The organism is Streptomyces sp. NPDC051051 (assembly GCF_040682975.1).
GTDB lineage: Bacteria > Actinomycetota > Actinomycetes > Streptomycetales > Streptomycetaceae > Streptomyces.
In genome coordinates this window covers 89,286-105,127 of record NZ_JBFBCB010000030.1, presented here as the reverse complement: position 1 = coordinate 105,127, position 15,842 = coordinate 89,286, and the positions used below count along the sequence as shown (strand labels likewise).

Sequence of the window (15,842 nt, the reverse complement as noted above, 5' to 3'; positions counted from 1 at the left end):
TCGGGGCGACCCTCCGCCTTGCGATCGCACGCACCAGACGCCGCCGGGCCTGCCCTTCGGGCAGACGACGCTACTTTCGAAACACGCCCTAGCCGACCTCGTACTGGCCGACCTCCAGGAAGTGGCGCAGCGCTTCCGGGGTGTTGTCGTCGAGGGCGGCGCCGGCCGCTGCGCGCAGGGCGTCGCTGATGTCGGGGTCGGCGAGGAGCCGGGAAATGGCGACCCGGTCGTCCTCGGCCTGGGCCAGACGGTAGCCCGTCTCCAGCCAAGCGCGCGTCTGTTGGGGATCGTCGTTGTCGAGAAGCTGGTTGACTTCCGCAAGGACGCGCTTGCCGCTGTCCGGGTCGGCGAGAATCCTGGCGAGTGCGACCCGGTCGTCCTCGGCCTGGGCGATGGGATAGCCCGTCTCCAGCCAAGCGCGCATCTCCTCCACGGTGCCGCTGTCGAGGAGCGCGTTCGCCTCCCGGATCACGCGCTTGCCGCTGTCGGGGTCGGCGAGGATGCGGGATATCGCCACCCGCAGGTCGTCCGCACTCATCTCGTCGTAGGGCGAGCTGGGCATCGCGACGGTGACTGCGGGGGCGAGGGAGGCGGCCATGGACGGCGTAGCGAGTAACAGCGCCGGGGCAAGAGCGCCTGCGGCCACAGCAAGGATCACGCGAGTCGATCTCATGAGGTCAACCACCTTTGTCATGTTCAAGGAGTGCGGTGGTGAAATTCTCCCAGAAGGGGATGGGCTGGCGCAGTGCCTTGATCAGGCAGCCTTCGCCGGGTCCGGGACCTTGAAGTCGTACGCCCAGGCGAAGCGCGATGCCGCGTGCACACCGATGGCGAACTCGACCACCGTGCCCGAGGCCGTGTAGGTCGTTCGATGCAACTCGACGACGGGTTCACCCGGCGGCAGTTGGAGGAGTCCCACCTCGTCGGCCGTGGGACCTGCGCGGACAGCACTTCCTTCACGTGGTCGATCTCGTAGACCGTCGTGGCAGCGATGTCACCGTGAGTTCGAATCTCACCGCCTCCGCCGGTCGCGGACGTGCCGGTCGAAAGGGGTATCCCTCTGTAAAGGACGCCCTTTTGTGTCCCGTCCGTTCTACCGCGGTCCGGCCGTGTGGTCCGCCGCTTCCCCTGGGGTGTGTGCCGGTCGGCGCTCGTGACGGCCGTGGCGGGGAGTCGCCCGGGCCGTCAGCGGGTCAGGTGCGGGCGCCGGCGGCCGGGTCGTGCAGACAGAGCGCGATGTTCCGGACCGCGGCGGTGAGTTCCTCGATCACCCGGGCCGCCTGCTCGGCGTTGTGGAAGGCCGGGCGCCCGGCCAGGGACAGACCCAGCTTCTCCGCCGCCTGGAGGGCCTGCCCGGCGTCCTCGGCGGGAGCGGACGCGGCGGGGACGGCCGCCTCGGCTGCGGGAGGCGGTGAGGGTGCGGCGGGCCGGCCCGGCACGATCGGATCCGCCGCGGGTGCGTCGGGGATCGAGTGCGCGCCGGAGAACGAGTGGCCACCGGAGGTCGCGGGTGTGTTGGAGAACGAGTGGGCACCGGAGGTCGCGGGCGTCGGCTCGGGGGCGACCGGCGCCGACGGCCCGGTCGGCATCGCGCCGCCCGCCGATTCCCCCCGGTACCGGTCGAACGGGACGTGGAAGGCGCCGGAGTCACCGGTCATGGAGACGCAGTCCTCCTCGCCGGGCCGTGACGGTGCGACCGGTACGGGGTGCGTGCTCCGGGAGATCTGCTCGGCGTGCGGGCCCAGGTCCGGCGCGTTGCGGGTCCGGGGCAGCACGAAGTGCTCGAAACCGGGGAACGCCAGGGTGGTGGGGTGCGTGGCGGGACGCGGGTTGTACTCGGTCTGCCACTGCATGCGGTAGCAGTCGACCTGGTCGGCGCAGGCGGCGCGGGCGTGGAAGACCGCCGTGTCCTCCCCCAGGGGCGGGTACCAGAGGTTCGGCCCGGGGAAGCGCACGGTCCGCACCCGCGGCCTGATCGGCTCGGCGCACCCCATGCAGCAGCCCTCCGGCACCATGAGCGGGATGCCGCCGTTCTGCTCCGGCCAACGGGGGCCGCCCTCCCAGCGGTACTCCCCGTGACGGCAGGGCGGCAGTTCGCCGCAGGCGCGGCAGACGGCGTAGTGCTCCGGGAGGACCTGCCAGTCGTGGCTGGCGGGGGCGCACCAGTGCTTCGGCGTGGAGCGGGGCAGGTTCTCGTTGCGCAGTACGAGGACCACCGGGCGCTTGTAGAACTCGGCCCGTTCGGGAGCGGGTTTGCCCGCCTGGTTGTTGGCCCGGCGCAGCTCGTTGGCGTGCCACCACAACTCCACGTGGTCGCGCCACGCCTTCTCGTAGATGTCCGGCCACCGGTCGCCGGCGTAGCTGTTGATCTCCAGGATCCGCCATGCCTGCCGGTCGAGTACCACGATGGAGCCGGCCCGCAGCCGCATGTGTGTTCCGTTGTCACCCTCGTCCGGCCAGTCGTGCCGACCGATACGAGTGGGCTGGTCTGGGTGCCATCTGCGAGCCTGCATGTCATGCTCCTCGGCACGAAACTTCATAGTTTCAACTGGGGCAGTTGATGACATTCTGAACAATCGGGACGTTTAACTCGGTGTAGACACGCGCACACTGTTGACCGAAGACGGCCGGAAACGCTTTCCGCGACACCGATTCTTTTGGAAACACCCTTGGATGCGGGCTTTTTCGGCCCTCGGGGGTCACCGGACCCCGATGTTTCACCGAGCACGGAACAGTGACTCCGTACCCCGTCGTCCCGCCTCGACGCCCACCGTACGGGTGATGTCGCTTCGGTGGACGGCACTCCGTACGTGTGTATTGCACCGTGTCCCCGTCACCGGACGCCGTGCGGAGGTGTGCCCGGGGGCCGGGGCGCGGGGGAACGGTCAGGGGTCGTTCCGCTGCCCGGTGTCGGCGGGACCTGCTGACGGCCGGTCACGGACGGCAGGGGAAGCGGAGTGCTTGACCCTCACGTGGCGTCATGCCGCAGGGTCGGTGGTGTGGAAGAGCACCTGACCGTGGGACGCGTGGCCGAGCTGGCCGACGTGACCGTCCGCACGCTGCACCACTACGACGAGATCGGCCTCGTGCGGCCGTCCGCGCGGACGGCCGCCGGGTACCGGGCCTACTCGGTCGGTGACGTGGAGCGGCTGCGGGAGGTGCTCGCCTACCGGCGGCTGGGCTTCGGACTGCGCGAGATCGCGGATCTGGTGGACGACCCGGCCACCGACGCGGTCGCGCGCCTGCGCCGGCTGCGCGGCCTCCTGCTGGAACAGCGCGACCGCGCCGCCGCCATGGTGGCGGCCATCGACAAGGAACTGGAGGCGCGGGCGATGGGGATCAGGACGACGCCGGAAGAGCAACTGAGGGTTTTCGGGGCGCAGTTGTACGACGTCATCGGGTCCGCCTACCCGGCGACGCGGCGCACCGAGCCGCGGATCGCCGCGAGGGTCTGGGAGGCGCTCGGGGACGCGCGGACGGTACTGAACGTCGGGGCCGGCACCGGCTCCTACGAGCCCCCCGACCGTGACGTCACGGCGGTGGAGCCGTCGGCGGTCATGCGGGCGCAGCGCCCCGCCGGTGCGGCGCCGTGTGTGGCCGCCGCCGCGGAGAGCCTCCCGTTCGAGGACCGGTCCTTCGACGCCGCGATGGCCTTCAGCACCGTCCACCACTGGCGGGACCCGATCGCCGGGCTGCGCGAGATGCGGCGCGTGGCCCGCCGCGTGGTGGTGTTCACGCACGACGCCAGTGACGCCGGATGGCGTCTGAGGTTCTGGCTCACCCGTGACTACCTGCCCGAGGTCGCCGGCCTGGTCGCGGGCCGGCCCCCGGTGGACCGGCTGGCCCGGGTGATCGGGGCCCGCATGGAGCCGGTGCTCGTTCCGTGGGACTGTGCCGACGGCTTCCTGGAGGCCTACTGGCGCCGGCCCGAGGCGTACCTGGACGAACGTGTGCGCCGCGCGGTGTCGGTGTGGACCAGGGTCGGGCCGGAGGCCGAGCGACGGGCGGTGAACGAACTCCGCGACGACCTTTCCTCGGGCCGGTGGGCCGAACGCAACCCCGATCTCGTCGCCCTCGACGCGGCAGAGCTCGGTCTCCGCCTGCTCGTGGCGTGAATCGTCGTGAGGTCGGAATCGGAAGGGGTGCCACCCTCCCAGGTGGCACCCCTTCCGGGTTCCCCCGTCACGGTGGCTCGTGGGGGCCGGCGGCCCGGTGGGTGGTGTCGGGGGACGGCGGGGGCCGGTGGCGGGTCATGCGGGCCGCCGAGGCCAGGGTCGAGCGGGCCTCTCGGGGTGGGAGGCCGGTGCGGACGGCCGCGTCGACGAGGGCTTCGGAGAGTGCCTCGCCGATGCCGTCCTCGTGGGCCCGGCAGGCCGCCCAGTACAGGCGGGTGTTGCGTTGTCCCCGGTGAGCCGCGAGGACGAACTGGACGAGGCCGTGGCCGTGTGCTCCGCCGGCTGCCGGGGACGCCTGGCGGCGGAGGCGGGGCGGGGGGAGGAGCAGGCGCAGGAGGGCGCGGGGGCAGGGGGCGGGGACGAGGTGCCCGGTGCCGGGGGCGACGGCGTACACGCCGCGGTCGGTGCGGGAGCCGGGGCCGACGAGGTAGCCGCCGGCGCCGCGGATGTCGATGCCGGGGGCGAGGCGGCCGGCCGAGTTGGGGACGACGACGTCCGCGGGGCCGGTGAACCAGAGGTGGCGGCCGCCGGAGGGGGTGAGGACGACGACCGTGGGCGGGATGGTGAAGAGGTGGCGCAGGGCGAGTTCGCGCAGGGCGGTGGTGGAGTCGGTGCCGGACTTGGTGTCGAGGTCGACGCCGATCAGGTGGTGCGGGGGGAGTCCGCAGGCGATGCCGTAGCCGGTGGACCAGGGGGCGGCGGCGAACAGTTCGCGGATGCGCGCGGGGTCGGTGCCGGCGTCGTACACGCCGTGGCCGGGGCGGCCGCATTCGCCGTGGCAGGGCGGGGCCGCGGGGTCGTCGCGGTGGGGGGAGCGCAGGGCGGGGAGCTTGGTGCGGGACAGGGGGATGACGGCCAGGCCGCGTTCGGCGGCCGACAGGGCGTGGGCGAGGGCCAGGGTGGTGGCCTGCCGGGGGTACCGGTCCGTGGTGGCCATGACTCTATTTTCGTACATGAGTTCGAGAAAGGGAAGGGGGTCGTCCACCCTCCGGCGCCGGTCCGCCTCCTTCCGCGCCGGATGTGCTCCGTGGGGTGGGAACGCGTCCGCGCGGCGGTGCTCCGGTGTCGCCGAGGCCGTCCAGGGCGCCGCCCGTGCCCCGGCCGCCGCGGATGCGGATGCGAGTGCGGGAGCGGGTGCGCTGAGCCCGGCGCCGGGGCCGGCGGCCGACGGCTGGGACGGGGCCGGGGGGTGCCGGTGCCGTCGACGTGTGGCCCCCAGGGGTGATCCCGCAGGAGCGGTCGTGGTCTCGTCCACCTTCAGGAGGTGGAGCCGGCACCACCCCTACAACCTGAGGCGGACTCGCCTTCGGCACCTACGGCCGATCCGCGGGAGGCGGGTGCGAACCTAGCGTGGAGCCCATGACCACACCCGTCTGCACCCGCGCTTCGAACGGCAAGACGCGGCCTTCTCCGTACCCGTCCTTCACGTCGTACGTCAGCGCCCGTCAGCCGGTGCTGCTGCGCACCGCGCGGTCGCTGACCGCGAACCCGAGCGACGCCGAGGACCTGCTGCAGACCGCGCTCGCCAAGACCTATGTCGCGTGGGAGCGGATCGAGGACCACGGGGCGCTCGACGGCTACGTCCGCCGGGCCCTGCTGAACACGCGCACCTCGCAGTGGCGCAAGCGCAAGGTCGACGAGTTCGCCTGCGAGGAGCTGCCGGAGCCGGAGCCGCAGCCCGGCGACGGGGACCCGGCCGAGCGGCAGGCGCTGCACGACGCGATGTGGCGGGCGATCATGAAGCTGCCGGCCCGGCAGCGGGCGATGGTCGTCCTCAGGTACTACGAGGACCTCAGCGAGGTGCAGACGGCCGAGGTGCTCGGCGTCTCGGTGGGCACGGTGAAGTCGGCGGTGTCGCGGGCGCTCGGCAAGCTCCGGGAGGACCCTGAGCTGGGCGTCGTCCGCTAGCGCGCCGGCGTCGCGGTACGGCGTGGGCGGCAACGTGACCCGATCGATCCCCGCCCCCTAGTGACATACCGCTTGGTATGTGCGCAGAATCAGCGCAACCGTTACCACCGCGTAGGCAATGTCGCCGCACCTGGGAGGACGCCGTGCTGAGCACCATGCAGGACGTACCGCTGCTGATCTCGAGGATCCTGACCCACGGGTCGACGATCCACGGCTCGTCGCAGGTGACGACATGGACCGGCGAGGGCGAGCCGCAGCGGCGCACCTACGCCGAGATCGGCGCCCGCGCGGCCCAGCTGGCGCACGCCCTGCGCGAGGACCTCGGTGTCACCGGCGACGACAGGGTCGCGACCCTGGCCTGGAACAACGCCGAGCACGTCGAGGCCTACTTCGCGATCCCCTCCATGGGCGCGGTGCTGCACACCCTCAACCTGCGGCTGCCCGCCGAGCAGTTGGCGTGGATCGTGAACCACGCGGCCGACAGGGTCGTCATCGTCAACGGCTCGCTGCTGCCGCTGCTGGCCCCGCTGCTCCCGCACCTGAAGACGGTCGAGCACGTGGTCGTGACCGGTCCCGGCGACCGCTCGCTCCTCGCGGGCGCCACCGCCCGGGTGCACGAGTACGAGGACCTGATCGCCGGGAAGCCGACCGCCTACGACTGGCCCGAGCTGGACGAGCGCCAGGCCGCCGCCATGTGTTACACCTCCGGCACGACCGGAGACCCCAAGGGCGTGATCTACAGCCACCGCTCCATCTACCTGCACTCCATGCAGGTCAACATGGCCCAGTCGATGGGTCTGACCGACCAGGACACGTCCCTGGTGGTCGTCCCCCAGTTCCACGTCAACGCCTGGGGCCTGCCGCACGCCACCTTCATGACCGGCGTCAACATGCTGATGCCGGACCGCTTCCTCCAGCCCGCACCCCTCGCCGAGATGATCGAGGGCGAGAAGCCGACCCACGCCGCCGCGGTGCCCACCATCTGGCAGGGCCTGCTGGCCGAGCTGACCGCCAAGCCGCGGGACGTCTCCTCCCTCACCCAGGTCACCATCGGCGGCTCGGCCTGCCCGCCCTCCCTCATGGAGGCCTTCGACCGGCTCGGCATGCGGGTCTGCCACGCCTGGGGCATGACGGAGACCTCCCCGCTGGGCACCATCGCCCGCCCGCCGGCCGCCGCGGTCGGCACGGACGCGGAGTTCGGGTACCGCCTGACCCAGGGCCGTTTCCCGGCCGGGGTCGAGGCCCGCCTCACCGGGCCCGGCGGCGAGCGGCTCCCCTGGGACGGGGAGTCCGCGGGCGAGCTGGAGGTCCGCGGTCCGTGGATCGCCGGCGCCTACTACAACGGGCCCGGCGCCGAACCCCTGCGCCCCGCCGACAAGTTCAGCGAGGACGGCTGGCTGAAGACGGGGGACGTCGGCACCATCTCCGCCGACGGCTTCCTCACCCTCACCGACCGCGCCAAGGACGTCATCAAGTCCGGCGGCGAGTGGATCTCGTCGGTGGACCTGGAGAACGCGCTGATGTCCCACCCGGCCGTCGCCGAGGCGGCCGTGGTCGCCGTCCCCGACGACAAGTGGGGCGAGCGCCCGCTGGCCACGGTCGTCCTCAAGGAGGGCGCCACCACCGACTTCCAGGCCCTGCGCGCCTTCCTCGCCGAGGAGGGCGGCGTCGCCAAGTGGCAGCTCCCGGAGCGCTGGACGATCGTCGAGGCGGTCCCGAAGACGAGCGTGGGCAAGTTCGACAAGAAGGTGCTGCGCAGGCGGTACGCGGCGGGTGACCTGGACGTCACCCGGCTCTGACACACCCCGTCCGCCCGGCAGGGAACCTCGCGGCCCCTGCCGGGCGGACGGCTGTGCGGAGAGGGCCGGCCGGTGCCGGCCGGGGGACGCGTCCGCCGACGGGACTCGACCGGCGACGGTGTCCTGCCGGACCGTCCTGCCGCCGCGGCGCCGGGGGCCTACGCACGCTTGGCCGCCGTGGTTCCCCAGCCGGCCGTCAGCCACAGTCCCGCGATCGCGACCACGCCGGTCCAGCCGAAGTGGGTGAAGGCGAGGCCTGCCAGGGCCGAGGCGGTGGCTCCGCCGGCGAAGCCCGCCACGACGTAGGCGCTGTTGGCGGTGGCTGGGGCGTCGGTGGTGGTGAGGGCGAGGGTCTGGTTGGCGACGTGGGAGGCGACGAGGGCCGTGTGGATCACGATCGCGGCGGCGAACAGCGCGACCATCACCTGACCGCCCAGCCAGAACAGCGGCACCGACACCGCGGCCAGCAGATACGCGTTGCGGACCACCTTCGCGGCGCCGAAGCGGTCGACCAGGCCGCCGGCCAGCGGGGCGACGACGCTGGCGGCGAGGCCGAAGAGGCCGAACAGGCCGGCGGTCGCGGTGGAGAGGCCGTACGCCCCGCCCGTCAGCAGCAGGGCCAGCGAGGTCCACAGCGCGCTCCAGGCGCCGTACATGCCGGCCTGCCGCACGCACGCCCGCCACAGGTCGGGCGACCGGCGCACCAGGCCGGGCATGGCGCGCAGCCCGGCGAACAGGCCGCCGTCGCGGGGGCGACGGTGTTCGGCGGGCAGGGCGGCCGCGGTGAGCAGCCCGAGGACCGCGGTGAGACCGGCTGCGCCGACGAACACCGCGCGCCAGCCGAAGGCCTGTCCGGCGAGTCCGCCGAGGACGCGGGCGGCGACGATGCCGGTGAAGAGACCGGCGATGACGGCGGCGACGTGTCGGGCGCGGTGGTGGGCGGGGGCGCGTTCGGCGACCAGCGGCACCAGGAGCTGCGGCACGACGGTGGCGGCCGAGGCGACGAACACGGCGGCGGCGAGCGCGGCCGTGCCGGCCGCCGCGGCACCGGCGACCAGCGCCGCCGTGGTGACCAGCGAGAGGGCCGCGACGAGCGGGCGGCGGTTCACGCGGTCGCCGAGCGGGGCGAAGAAGAGGAGGCCGGCGGCGTAGCCGAACTGGGCGACCGACGCGATCCAGGCCACGGCCGAGGGCGCGGAGCCGAAGTCGTGGGCGATGAGGGGGAGCAGCGGGGCGGCCACGTAGATGTTGGCGGCGGTGACGGCGGTGCAGAGGGCGACGAGGGGGAGGAACAGGCGGTGGGCGAGCCGGGCCCGCCCCGCGGGCTCGGTGTGCTGCTGCCTGACGGTGACTGCGGACGGCATGGTGGACGCGCTCCTTCGAGCCGACTCCAATAACCAACCAGTTGGTTGGAACAGTGGGGGGAACAGTCTCGGCCGCGTGCCCATTCCCTGTCAACCAACCAGTTGGTTACCCGCGCGCTACCCTGGCCCCATGGCAACGACCAGGACCCCCCGCGACCCCGAGGCCACCAGGGCGCGGATCTTCGAAGCGGCGGTCGCCGAGTTCGCCCGGTACGGCATCGCGGGCGCCCGCATCGACCGCATCGCCACCGAGGCCAAGGCCAACAAGCAGCTGATCTACGCCTACTTCGGCAACAAGGCGGAGCTGTTCACCCAGGTCCTCGGCCGCCGCATGGTCGACCTCGCCGCCGCCGTCCCCGTCGACCCCGACGACGTCGAGGGCTGGATGGACCGGCTCATGGACTACCACGCCGCCCACCCCGAACTCCTGCGGCTCCTGTACTGGGAGGGCATCGAGTACGGCACCGCCGAACTCCCCGACGAGGCCGAACGGCAGGAGCACTACGCCCGCAAGGTCGCCGCCCTCCAGGACGGCCAGGACCGCGGGGTCATCGACGACGCGATCCCCGCCCGCGACCTGCTCTTCCTGCTGGTCGCGCTCGCCAACTGGGCCACCGTCATCCCCCAGATGCGCCGCATCCTGGTCGGCGAGGACGACCCCGACCGCGACCGCCTGCGCGCCTCCGTGAAGGAAGCGGCCCGCAGGCTGGTCGCCCGACCGTGAAGGAGGGCCCGGCCCCTCAGTTGGTGCCGATCCGCGCCAGCAGATCGACGATCCGGACCTGCACCTCCTCGCTGGTGGAGCGTTCCGCGAGGAAGAGGACGGTCTCGCCGGAGGCCAGCCGGGGCAGGTCCGCCTGGTCGACGGCGGCCGTGTAGACGACCAGCGGCGTGCGGCTGAGCTGCCGGTTCGCCCGCAGCCAGTCGATGATCCCGGCCTGACCCCGGTGCACCTGCATCAGGTCCATCACGACCAGGTTCGGCCGCAGCTGCCCGGCGAGCGTGACCGCGTCCGCGTCGCCGGCCGCCCGCGCGACCTGCATCCCGCGCCGCTCCAGCGTCGCGGTCAGCGCCAGCGCGATCTCCGCGTGCTCCTCGATCAGCAGCACCCGCGGCGGATGCTGTTCACTGTCCCGCGGCGCGAGCGCCTTCAGCAGTACGGCGGGATCGGCGCCGTACGCCGCCTCGCGCGTCGCCTGCCCGAGCCCGGCCGTGACCAGCACCGGCACCTCCGCCGCCACCGCCGCCTGACGCAGCGACTGCAACGCGGTCCGGGTGATCGGCCCGGTCAGCGGGTCGACGAACAGCGCGGCCGGGAACGCGGCGATCTGGGCGTCGACCTCCTCGCGCGAGTGCACGATGACCGGCCGGTAGCCGCGGTCGCTGAGCGCCTGCTGCGTACTGACGTCCGGAGCCGGCCACACCAGCAGCCGGCGCGGGTTGTCCAGCGGCTCCGGCGGCAGCTCGTCGTCCATCGGCTGCGGCCGCGGCGGATCGGCGACCTCGACGGCCCCGCCCGGCCCGTCCAGCGGCTCCGGCCCCTCGGCGGCGTTCTTGTCCGGCGCCCCTATGGCGTACGACCGCCCCGCCCCCTCGGTCCCGGGCGCGAGCCGCGACTGACCGGCCAGGGACTGCCCGGCCGTCGGCTGCCCGGGAAGCGGCTGGCCCGCGAGGGAGGGGTGCGCGACGGGCGCGCCCGGAGCCGCCGGCGCCTGCGGTACGGCGGCCTGCTCGGCCGTCGGGTGCGGACGGGCCGTCTGCTCCTGTCCCGCCGCCGGGTCGGGTCGCGTGCCCAGCTTGCGGCGCCGCCCGGAGCCGTTCGGGTGGTGCGGGGCGGGGGTGGCGGAGGCGGAGAGGGGGGCCGCGGGCTGGGCGGCCTGCGCGGCCTGCTGCAACCGCTGGACCGGCTGGGCCTGCGGTGCCTGCTGCACCTGCGCGGCCTGCCGGGTGAAGGGCACGCCCTGGCCCAGTGTCCGCACGCTGATCGCGCGGCCCTGGGTGGAGTGGGGGTCGACGGGCGGGACCGGCGCGGCCTCGGCGGGCAGGGGCTGAGCCACCCGCGGCGGTGCCGTGGCCGCCTCGGGCGGCAGCGGGGTGCCCGAACCGGGGGTCGGCGTCGCCGGGACGGCCGCTTCGGCGGGGAGCGGCCCGACGGGCGGGACCTGCGCGGGGGCGCCCGCCTGCCCCGGCACGGTCGGTACGGCCTGGGGGGCCGCAGCGCCCGGACCGGCCTGGCCCGCCTGGCCGGGGATGACGGGCTGCCCGGCGGCCGGCCCACCGGGCAGCGGCTGCGCGGGTGCCGGCACCGCCTGACCGGGGAGCGGCTGAGCCGGAAGCGGCAGTTCCGCTGCGACCTGGACGGGCGTGACCGGTGCGGGCGCGGAACCCTGTGCCGGAGACGCCTGCGGAGCCTGCGCCTGCGGTGCCTGAACCCGAGGCGGCTGCGCCTGCGGAGCCTGTGCCTGTGCCGGAACGGTGGCGGCCGCGACGCCCTCGGTCCCGGTCCCCGCCTCCGGCTGGCCGCCCGCCCGCCGCCGACGGCCCGTGGGCGCGGTGGTGGGGTGCGGCTGCGGCGGGGTGCGGTCGTCGGCCTGGCCGTGCGGGACGGCGTCGTGCCGACCGTGGTCGATCGGCGAGTCGTCGGACGCGGCCTGAGCGGGCACCTGAGCCTGCCCGGGAACGGGCAGCGGAACGGGAACCGGAACCGGTACGGCGTCCTGCCCCGGAACGGGAGCGACCGGCACCGGCCCCTGCCGCCCCGGAACCTGCCCCGCTTCCCGCGCCTCCGCGCTGCCGTCCGTCCCCTCCGCGCCGTCCGTCCCCCCGGTCGACCGGTCCGCCTCCGCGGGCGGCAGGGCGAACACCGTGCGGGGCCCCGCTTCCTGCGCGGCGGCGCGTTCGTTCGCGGCGGCCAGGGCGCGCCGGCGGCGGCCCGTCGGCTGTTCGGCGCCCTCCGCGGGCACCGGGGTGCTCGCGAGCGCGGGCAGGGCGGGCGGCAGGGCCGCCTGCGGCTCGTCGCCGTCGCGCCGGGCCCGCCGTCCGCCCGGCGTCGGCACGCCCTGCGGCGGGACGGTGCCGCCGAGTCCTGTGCCCGAGGCGGCGGTGCCCGCCGCGTGCTCGGCGGCCGTGACGACGGCGCCCTCGCTCACCCCGGCGTCCCCGCCGGTTCCGGCGGACCGCGCGTGCCGTCGGCCGGTCCCGCCGGAGGCGTCGGCCTCCTCGACGGGGGCCGGGGCCGCAACCTCCTCGGCGGCCGGGCCGCGCCGGCGGCGCCGGCCGGTCGGCACCGCGGACTCACCCTCGGCACCGGCGGGCGCCGCGCCCGCGACCTCGCTCTCCAGGAAGGCGTCCACGGAGGACCGCCGGGCCCGTCGCCGCCCCGCGACGGCGGTCTGCCCGTCGGCCGGGTCACCCGCGGCGACGCCGTCGGCCGTCTCGGCGGCCCCGCCCGGCGAACCGCCCGGCGAACCGGCCGGCAGCGCGACGGCGGAGCCGACGGCGGGAGCGGCGACGGCGCCCGCCCCTCCGCCCAGCGGGACCTCGAGGACGTACGCGCTGCCGCTCATGCCCGGCACCTCGTGCGTCTGGAGCACGCCGCCGTGCGCCCGCACGATCCCGCGCACGATCGGCTCGTGCACCGGGTTGCCGCCCGCGTACGGGCCGCGCACCTCGATGCGGACCACCTCGCCGCGCTGGGCGGCGGCCACGACGACCGTGTTGTCCATGTAACCGCCCGCCGAGACGGGCGCGTTGCCGGTGGCGTCGACGCCCGCGACATCGGCGACGAGGTGGGCGAGCGCGGTCGCGAGGAGCCGCGCGTCGACCTCGGCCTCGATGGGCGGCGCGTGCACGGCGAACTGGACCCGGCCGGGCCCGACCAGCTCGACGGCCCCGTCGACACCGGCGGCGACGACGGCGTCGAGCATCACCTTCGTACGGGTGATGGCCTCGCCACCGGTGTCCAGGCGCTGGTAGCCGAGGACGTTGTCGATGAGGGTGGTGATGCGGGCGTACCCGGCCGACAGGTGGTGCAGGACCTGGTTGGCCTCGGGCCACAGCTGCCCGGCGTCGTCGGCGGCGAGCGCCGACAGTTCGCGGCGCAGCTCGTCCAGGGGGCCGCGCAGCGACCGTCCGAGCAGGGTCAGCAGCTGGTCGTAGCGGGCGGCGAGGGCCTCGTACCGGTCCTTCTCCCGCTCGCCGAGCGCGGCGTAGCGCTCCTCGCCGGCCGCGAGCTCCTCCTGGTGGCGCTCGTGCAGCTCCTCCACCTCGGTGACGTGCTGCTGGCGCAGCGCGGTGAGGTCGGAGGCGTGCTCCTCGGAGAGCCGCTCCAGCTCGTCCCGGTGCCGCTTCTCGACGGCGTCCTTCTCCTCGGCGAGGGAGTCGTACGGCCGCCGGTCGGTGAAGGTCATCACGGCGCCGACGAGCTGGTCGCCGTCGCGGACGGGCGCGGTCGTCAGGTCGACCGAGACCTTGTCCCCGCTCTTGGACCACAGCACCTGCCCGCGCACCCGGTGCTTGCGCCCGGAGCGCAGGGTGTCGGCGAGCGGCGACTCGTCGTAGGGGAAGGGGGAGCCGTCGGCGCGGGAGTGCAGCACGAGCGTGTGCAGCTCCTTGCCGCCGAGATCGCTCGCCCGGTAGCCGAGGGTCTGGGCGGCGGCCGGGTTGACCAGCACGATCCGCCCGTCGGTGTCGGTGCCGACGACGCCCTCGGACGCGGCCCGCAGGATCATCTCGGTCTGCCGCTGCGACCGGGCCAGCTCGGCCTCGGTGTCGACCGTGCCCGACAGGTCGCGCACCACGAGCATCAGCAGCTCGTCGTTGGCGTAGCCGTAGCTGTCGTAGGCCTGCTGGCCGTTCTCGAGGTTGGCGCTGGTGACCTCGACGGGGAACTCGGTGCCGTCGGTGCGCCGGGCGGTCATCCGCGTGGGCTTGGTCCGGCCGCGCGGGTCCATGTGGTCCGGGCGCCGCATCGAGCCGGGGATGAGCTTGGAGTCGAACTCCGGCAGGAGATCGAGCAGTCCCCGCCCCACGAGGGCGGTGCCCGGCGTCTCGAACGCCTCCAGCGCGATGGTGTTCGCGTTGACGACGGTCCCGTTGGCGTTGACCAGGACCAACGCGTCGGGCAGTGCGTCGAGTATGGCCGCGAGGCGAGCAGCGCCTCGGGATGGCCTGCTGCTCACGAGTCGCTTCCTCCCTGTTACCGCACCTTGCCGACCGCCCGGGCCATATTGCCAACCCTCCCGCAGCGTGTCACGCGAGCGAGTCTAAGGGTTGGGGCCGTGCGCGCGGCGCCGGATGAGAGGCAGCTCGCACGACGAAGTGCCCCAGAACGTACGACCGCCCGCCCCGCCTTCGCGGGACCTTCGCGGGACATTTACGCGACGGGTGCTCCCGCCACGGGAAACCTGTGCGGCTTCTGTGGGGTCGGGGGCGCCTGACCCCACGCTCCGGCGGGCGTCCTCGGACGGCGGCGGAACGGAACCCGGTCGACCGCCCCCGGCACCCCTCGTCAGGGGCGGGCCGCCGTCCGTCCCACCTCGGGCAGCAACGGCACGAACCGGTCCCAGCGCTCGATCTGGCATCCGTTGCCGCGCTCGAACGTCGTGTCGACGGGGCGCCCGGCCCACCGGCCGGTGACGTGAGCGGTGGCCGGACCGCCGTACCGCATGGTGCACACGCTGCCCTCCGGCACGGGTGCGAAGGGATCCCTCCCCCACCGGGTGTTGCGGTCCACGGCCGCGCAGGCCCCCGACACGTCCGGGTGCGTCCCCCGGCCCGGACGGCACCGCACCGCGAAGGTCCCGTCGGCGCCCCGGCCCGCGCCCCGGACGGTCACAATGAGGTGATCGCCGGAGGCGGGCCGGTCCTCGTCGCGGACGGGCGGCGGCGCGAGGGGCGGCCGGGCCGGGCCGGATCCGGCGTGGGCGGTGACGGAACCCGCGCCGAGGGAGCCGGCGACGGCGACGGCGGAGGCGGAGAGGGTGAGAACGAGCCGCCGCAGCGGTGTGACCTGGACCATGGCCTGCCTAACGCCCCACCCCCGGCGACGTTCCGCCCGGCGAATGCCTTTGCCCTGCGGGCCGCCCGCCTAGTACCGTGGACGCCGATTGGTGACACGACGCTCGACTGTGTCATCATCTGCACGCGCCACTCGCCGTCACGCGAGCGGCTGTGTGGAGGCGTCGCCTAGTCCGGTCTATGGCGCCGCACTGCTAATGCGGTTTGGGCCTCAAAGCCCATCGAGGGTTCAAATCCCTCCGCCTCCGCTCGACTTCGAAGCCCCGGTCCTCCGCGACCGGGGCTTCGTCGTTCCCGGCCTCCTGTTCCGCACCCCCGAATCGGGTGTTCTCGCAGCTCACAAGGGGTGGGGGAATCGGATTTCACATGGCGGCGGCAGTCATGTAATGTTCTTCCTGTCGCCGGGAGCGGGCCGCAAGGGCCGGGAGCGGAGACGGAAAACAGAAGAAGAACAAGCACTCGTAGCTTAACGGATAGAGCATCTGACTACGGATCAGAAGGTTGCAGGTTCGAATCCTGCCGAGTGCACACCGACGAGAGGCCCCGGAGAGATCCGGGGCCTCTCGCGTTGGACCGAT

10 protein-coding genes, 2 tRNA genes and 1 pseudogene are annotated in these 15,842 nt (G+C 74.0%); 6 read left to right on the top strand and 7 right to left on the bottom strand.

The genetic code is table 11. The features are described 5' to 3' along the window. Window positions 1–88 precede the first annotated feature (88 nt). The 3 genes and pseudogenes from AB0N31_RS22840 to AB0N31_RS22830 all read right to left on the bottom strand — a co-directional run bounded on the left by AB0N31_RS22840 (window position 89) and on the right by AB0N31_RS22830 (window position 2,513). Window positions 89–673 carry an ALF repeat-containing protein gene (locus AB0N31_RS22840; protein WP_366060227.1) on the bottom strand — a complete coding sequence of 195 codons (585 nt, stop codon included), beginning with the start codon at window positions 671–673 and terminating at the stop codon, window positions 89–91. Between the two features lie 81 nt (window positions 674–754). Beyond that, window positions 755–975, bottom strand: a pseudogene (locus AB0N31_RS22835) (UTRA domain-containing protein); the annotation flags it as partial. A 218-nt stretch (window positions 976–1,193) separates the two neighbouring features. After that, window positions 1,194–2,513: a hypothetical protein gene (locus tag AB0N31_RS22830; RefSeq protein WP_366060226.1), complete on the bottom strand. Its 1,320-nt coding sequence runs from the start codon at window positions 2,511–2,513 to the stop codon at window positions 1,194–1,196. 486 nt (window positions 2,514–2,999) lie between these two features. Here AB0N31_RS22830 and AB0N31_RS22825 point away from each other — a divergent pair, with 486 nt between their 5' ends. Next, a complete protein-coding gene (locus AB0N31_RS22825) occupies window positions 3,000–4,115 on the top strand; it encodes a MerR family transcriptional regulator (RefSeq protein ID WP_366060225.1) in 1,116 nt (371 codons plus the stop codon). A gap of 67 nt (window positions 4,116–4,182) precedes the next feature. On the opposite strand, the gene AB0N31_RS22820 is transcribed toward AB0N31_RS22825, so the two are convergent. Then, the gene (locus tag AB0N31_RS22820; RefSeq protein ID WP_366060224.1) at window positions 4,183–5,112 is read right to left on the bottom strand and encodes a bifunctional DNA primase/polymerase; all 930 of its coding nucleotides are present in this window, start codon (window positions 5,110–5,112) and stop codon (window positions 4,183–4,185) included. Between the two features lie 422 nt (window positions 5,113–5,534). Between AB0N31_RS22820 and AB0N31_RS22815 the strand changes: the two genes are divergently transcribed. Both AB0N31_RS22815 and AB0N31_RS22810 read left to right on the top strand, forming a co-directional pair. Then, on the top strand, window positions 5,535–6,083 hold the full coding sequence (locus AB0N31_RS22815) for a SigE family RNA polymerase sigma factor (RefSeq protein WP_366060223.1): 549 nt from the start codon (window positions 5,535–5,537) through the stop codon (window positions 6,081–6,083). Window positions 6,084–6,238: 155 nt separating this feature from the next. Next, window positions 6,239–7,882: a long-chain fatty acid--CoA ligase gene (locus AB0N31_RS22810; RefSeq protein WP_366060235.1), complete on the top strand. Its 1,644-nt coding sequence runs from the start codon at window positions 6,239–6,241 to the stop codon at window positions 7,880–7,882. 158 nt (window positions 7,883–8,040) lie between these two features. Here AB0N31_RS22810 and AB0N31_RS22805 read toward each other — a convergent pair whose 3' ends face one another. Next, a complete protein-coding gene (locus tag AB0N31_RS22805; protein WP_366060222.1) occupies window positions 8,041–9,246 on the bottom strand; it encodes an MFS transporter in 1,206 nt (401 codons plus the stop codon). Between the two features lie 130 nt (window positions 9,247–9,376). On the opposite strand from AB0N31_RS22805, the gene AB0N31_RS22800 reads away from it, so the two are divergent. Next, window positions 9,377–9,970, top strand: coding sequence for a TetR family transcriptional regulator (locus tag AB0N31_RS22800; protein WP_366060221.1), 594 nt, complete (start codon window positions 9,377–9,379; stop codon window positions 9,968–9,970). 16 nt (window positions 9,971–9,986) lie between these two features. Here the strand turns inward: AB0N31_RS22800 and AB0N31_RS22795 are convergent, their stop codons facing one another. Together AB0N31_RS22795 and AB0N31_RS22790 are read right to left on the bottom strand one after the other, a co-directional pair. Then, a complete protein-coding gene (locus tag AB0N31_RS22795; protein WP_366060220.1) occupies window positions 9,987–14,426 on the bottom strand; it encodes a PAS domain-containing protein in 4,440 nt (1,479 codons plus the stop codon). Window positions 14,427–14,755: 329 nt separating this feature from the next. After that, entirely contained in the window at window positions 14,756–15,265 is a 510-nt protein-coding gene (locus AB0N31_RS22790; RefSeq protein ID WP_366060219.1) for an SSI family serine proteinase inhibitor, read from the bottom strand. Between the two features lie 156 nt (window positions 15,266–15,421). Between AB0N31_RS22790 and AB0N31_RS22785 the strand changes: the two genes are divergently transcribed. Next, window positions 15,422–15,512: transfer RNA gene (locus AB0N31_RS22785), tRNA-Ser, on the top strand. Window positions 15,513–15,719: 207 nt separating this feature from the next. Then, window positions 15,720–15,792: transfer RNA gene (locus tag AB0N31_RS22780), tRNA-Arg, on the top strand. Window positions 15,793–15,842: the final 50 nt, after the last annotated feature.